Raw genomic sequence first — 4,926 nt, forward strand, 5'->3', positions numbered from 1 at the left:
AGATCCCAGGTAGTACGGCTATTGCCTGGGAGATCCCGATGACCAGAGCATTGAGATAGGAGGCCGATTTATCTGTGTCTTTGGCCTTGTCTGCCAGGTAAAGCAGCAGTGCTGTAATGATCAGCATATAACCCACCAGGGGGATATTACCGCTAAAGAATTGTTCCATTTGTTCTTCAAAGAGCAGGCCCAGAAGGGTTGCCGGGATCATGGAAATCACAATTTTCAGTGAAAATATAGTTTCCTCATTCCACTTAAATTGAAAAAGCCCTTTCAGGATGTCAAAAACGTCTTTCCTGAACACCACCAAAGTACTTAGGGCGGTCGCAAAATGCATTACGACGGTAAATAAAAGGCTTTCCTGGGGGATAGATTGGTCTCCCAGCAGGGCTTTGCCCAATTCCAGGTGCCCACTGGAGGAAACTGGGAGGAACTCCGTCAGGCCTTGTACAATCCCGAGGATTATGGCATCAAGGGCATCCACCTATTTTGATTTCTTCTTGTGGGGGTCCAACAAAATCGCGTAGACTTCTATTCCAAGCCCAATAAGAACGAGCGTTGGGGCAAGGCGAATCCGCCTGAAGTTGTATATGTCAGGATTGAAAACATTGGGGTCATCGCTCCCCCCGCCACTCATAAGTATAAAACCTAAAGCGATAAAAGCCAATCCTATGAACATAAACAGGTAGTTCTTTTTGTGAAAAATAAACTCGGCCTTTGGCTTACCCTCCTGCTGATTTTTCTGTTTCTTCATTTGCCAAAATTAATAATATAAATCATCGGTCCTAAGGTTGAGAAATCGCTGCGTCGCGAAAAAGGTGCTTATCAGGGAGATAAGAACCCCTAAAATAAAGACCCCCGCGAATAAAACGGCCAGCATTGGGATGTCCTGCAAAAGGTTCAACGCTGGTAAGGTGCGGTCTATATAATAGAGGGCTACGCCCAGTGCGATCAGTGCGAGCACTGCTCCCAGCATACCCAATCTGATATTGGTCCAAATAAAGGGCTTCCTGATAAATCTTTTCGTAGCCCCTACCATTTGCATGGTTTTTATGATAAACCGTTTAGAATAAATGGATAATCGGATGGAACTATTGATAAGCAATACTGCAATCAAGGTGAAGAGGGCGCTGGCTATCAGGATCCAGAAACTGATTCTCTTCACATTTTCTGTCAATAAGGCAATCAGGGGCTGATCGTAGCTTACCTCTTCCACATAGCTCAGGGCGTTCAATTCTTCTGCAATCAGAGCGATCTGTTCCGAGTTCACGAATGCGGCATTTAGTTGCAGGTCAATAGCATTTTTCAAAGGGTTATATCCCAGGAAGTCGATGAAGTTCTCCCCGATTTCCTCGCTGTGTTTTTCCGCTGCCTCTTCCTTGGATATGTATTGCGTGGCCTTGGTGTATTCCGCCATGGCCAGTCTTTTCTCCAACTGATCTATTTCCACTTGCTTAGCAGCATCTTTGAGGAATATGGTCACCGTAATCTGTTCCTTAAAATGATCTGCTAGCTTTTGGGTGTTTAACACCAAAAGCCCGAGGATGCCCAGAAGGAAAAGCACCAGGGCAATACTTAGTGTCACCGAAAAATAGGAGGTGATCAGCTTCCTTTTTTGGAAACGGTCGAAAGATTTACTCATAGCACCTTATGATACCGTAAAAATAGGAAAGTAAATCGAATAAACTTATTTTTGCAGCTAATGGAAACGCCCGTCTTCTAAGAAAAAGAGGGACAAAAGACGCACAACAGATATGAAGTATAACTTCAGGGAAATAGAGGCCCGATGGCAACGGTTTTGGGCCGAAAACAAAACTTTTAAGGCAGTAAATGACTCTGGCAGGCCAAAGTATTATGTACTGGATATGTTTCCTTATCCCTCTGGTGCCGGGCTTCATGTGGGGCATCCCCTGGGTTATATCGCCAGCGATATCTGTGCCCGTTATAAAAGGCATAAGGGGTACAACGTATTGCACCCCATGGGATATGATTCTTTTGGGCTTCCGGCCGAACAATATGCCATACAAACCGGGCAACACCCGGCCATAACAACGGAGAATAACATTCGCCGTTACCGGGAACAGATGGACAAAATTGGCTTTTCCTACGACTGGGATCGGGAGGTACGGACCTCGGATCCAAAGTATTATAAATGGACGCAATGGATATTTATACAGCTTTTTAATTCCTGGTACAATAATGAATCCAACAGGGCAGAAGCCATAGACGAGCTAGTAGTGCGTTTTGAAAAAGAGGGCAATGAAAACTTACAAGCGGCTTGTGATGATGATACACCTCTGTTTACTGCTGAGCAATGGGCAGCATTTTCCGAAGAGGAACGACAACAGATCCTCTTAAAATACCGCCTTACCTATCTCGCAGATACCGAAGTGAACTGGTGCCCCGCTTTGGGCACTGTTTTGGCCAACGATGAAGTGGTCAATGGGGTTTCGGAACGCGGCGGCCACCCTGTTATCCGCAAAAAGATGACCCAATGGAGTATGAGGATCACCGCCTATGCACAAAGGCTGCTGGATGGGCTAGATGGAATAGACTGGCCCCAACCATTAAAGGATGCCCAGACCAACTGGATCGGGCGGTCAGAGGGGGCATCTGTTTTCTTTGATACCCTGCCTTCAGAAAAGGACCAAACCACCTACACCATTGAGGTGTTCACTACGCGGCCAGATACCCTCTTTGGCGTAAGCTTCATGACCCTCGCACCGGAACATGAATTGGTAGCCAAGATCACTACAGCAGCCCAAAGAGAGGAGGTTGAAGCTTATGTTACGGCTACGGCAAAGCGATCAGAACGCGATCGTTTGTCTGATGTAAAACGAATAAGCGGGGCATTTACCGGGGCCTATGCAGTGCATCCGTTTACCGGGGAGCACATCCCTATCTGGATTGGGGACTATGTCCTGGCCGGCTATGGTACAGGAGCCGTGATGTCTGTTCCCTGTGGGGATCAGCGCGATTATGATTTTGCAAAACATTTTGATATTCCGATCCCAAATATTTTTGATGGGGTAGATATTTCTGAAGAAGCCTTTGCAGACAAAGCGAACACCAGGATTGCTAATTCCCAATTCCTGGATGGACTGGATTATAAACAGGCTACGGCTAAGGTCATAGCAGAATTAGAGAAAATCAACAAGGGTAAAGGCAAGGTGAATTACCGCTTACGCGACGCTGTTTTTAGCCGGCAGCGCTACTGGGGCGAACCCTTCCCTGTGTATTATAAAAATGGCATGCCTCAAATGATAGATCAGCAATACCTGCCCCTTACACTACCGGAAGTGGAAAAATACCTTCCTACGGAAACAGGGGAGCCTCCCCTGGGGAATGCCACGACATGGGCGTGGGACGTAGTTGACTGTAAGGTAGTTGCCAATGATTTAATTGACAATGAAAAGGTCTTTCCCCTGGAATTGAACACCATGCCGGGTTGGGCAGGAAGTTCCCAGTACTTCAACCGGTATATGGATCCGGGAAATGATGAGGTGATATTTTCTGAAGAGGCGGTAAACTATTGGAGAGACGTAGACCTTTATATCGGTGGGATAGAGCACGCAACAGGACATTTGCTGTATTCCAGATTCTGGCAAAAATTCCTGTTTGATCTTGGTCTGGTGCCTGTTGAGGAATACGCACAGAAACTGATTAACCAGGGGATGATCCTGGGGACAAGCGCTTTTATTTATCGGGAGGAAGGAACCAACCGGGTATTGTCCAGAGGATTGATCGGAGATAAAAAAGTATCCCCAATACATGCTGATGTTTCCCTGGTCAATACTTCAGACGAGTTGGATATCCCCGCCTTTCAGAAATGGCGGCCGGAATTCAAGGACAGTGAGTTTGTACTGGAAGACGGAAAATACCTGGTAGGCAGGGAGGTAGAGAAAATGTCCAAATCCAAATACAATGTGGTTAACCCGGACGAGATCTGTGCCGAATACGGCGCGGATGCCCTCAGACTATACGAGATGTTCCTGGGCCCCCTGGAACAAGCCAAGCCCTGGAATACCGCTGGCATCACAGGGGTCTATGGCTTTTTGAAAAAGTTGTGGAAACTCTATCATTCAGGCCCGCAGGGTAGCTTCCAGGTTTCGGACGCTCCTCCTGATAAGGCTTCACTGAAAACCTTACACAAGACCATTAAGAAGGTAGAAGAAGATGTGGAGAGCCTTTCTTTCAACACCTCGGTCTCTACCTTTATGATATGCGTTAATGAGCTTACCGCACAAAAATGCCGAAGCCGTGAAGTTCTGGCTCCTTTGGCGGTAATTATATCTCCATATGCCCCGCACATTGCGGAAGAACTGTGGCATAAATTGGGGAATTCCACATCGATTGCTGCTGTTCCTTTCCCCGAATATGAGGAGCGCTACCTTGTTGAGGACACCAAGGCCTACCCCATTTCATTCAATGGAAAGATGAGGTTTACGCTCGAATTACCCCTGGATTTGGATAAGGAAAGCATTGAGAAAGCGGTAATGGAACACGAAAAAACCAAGGCCCAGCTTCAGGGACGTACCCCAAAAAGGGTTATCGTGGTACCTGGTAAAATTGTGAACATAGTGGGCTAGAAGACAACGACCGCAGTCAAATCTTTCCTAATGTTTATAACCTCCTCTTAGGGCTCCTGGTGTATACCCACTATTGCCTGATGCTTTTTATCCAAAGAAATTAATAAAAAATTGTTCATGCCCCCTATTTTTTAGGGGGTGTGTTTATAAAAAATAATGTTTTTACACCTGCCACCCCTGTATTTTGTCGATTTATTTCGTTTTTTTGTTATAAATCAAACATTTTTATCTAATAAACTAAATAACTGAACAAAATGATTGTTGGCATACCTAAAGAGATTAAAAACAATGAAAGCAGGGTAGGGATGACCCCTGCAGGAGTGTTGGAACTTACCCA

The 4,926-nt window shown here is 45.9% G+C and carries 4 protein-coding genes; 1 reads left to right on the forward strand and 3 read right to left on the reverse strand.

Annotation, left to right across the window (positions count from 1 at the left end; translation table 11 throughout):
- From AC4E7D_RS11615 to AC4E7D_RS11625, 3 genes are all read right to left on the reverse strand, one after another.
- A partial coding sequence (locus AC4E7D_RS11615; protein WP_490173958.1) for an undecaprenyl-diphosphate phosphatase occupies positions 1-484 on the reverse strand: 484 nt, incomplete at its 3' end.
- A complete protein-coding gene (locus tag AC4E7D_RS11620; protein WP_490173959.1) occupies positions 485-754 on the reverse strand; it encodes a DUF3098 domain-containing protein in 270 nt (89 codons plus the stop codon).
- A 9-nt stretch (positions 755-763) separates the two neighbouring features.
- Positions 764-1,642, reverse strand: coding sequence for a cell division protein FtsX (locus AC4E7D_RS11625; protein WP_490173960.1), 879 nt, complete (start codon positions 1,640-1,642; stop codon positions 764-766).
- A 112-nt stretch (positions 1,643-1,754) separates the two neighbouring features.
- Between AC4E7D_RS11625 and leuS the strand changes: the two genes are divergently transcribed.
- On the forward strand, positions 1,755-4,589 hold the full coding sequence (leuS, locus tag AC4E7D_RS11630; RefSeq protein ID WP_490173961.1) for a leucine--tRNA ligase: 2,835 nt from the start codon (positions 1,755-1,757) through the stop codon (positions 4,587-4,589).
- Positions 4,590-4,926: the final 337 nt, after the last annotated feature.

Source organism: Lentiprolixibacter sp., assembly GCF_982873095.1.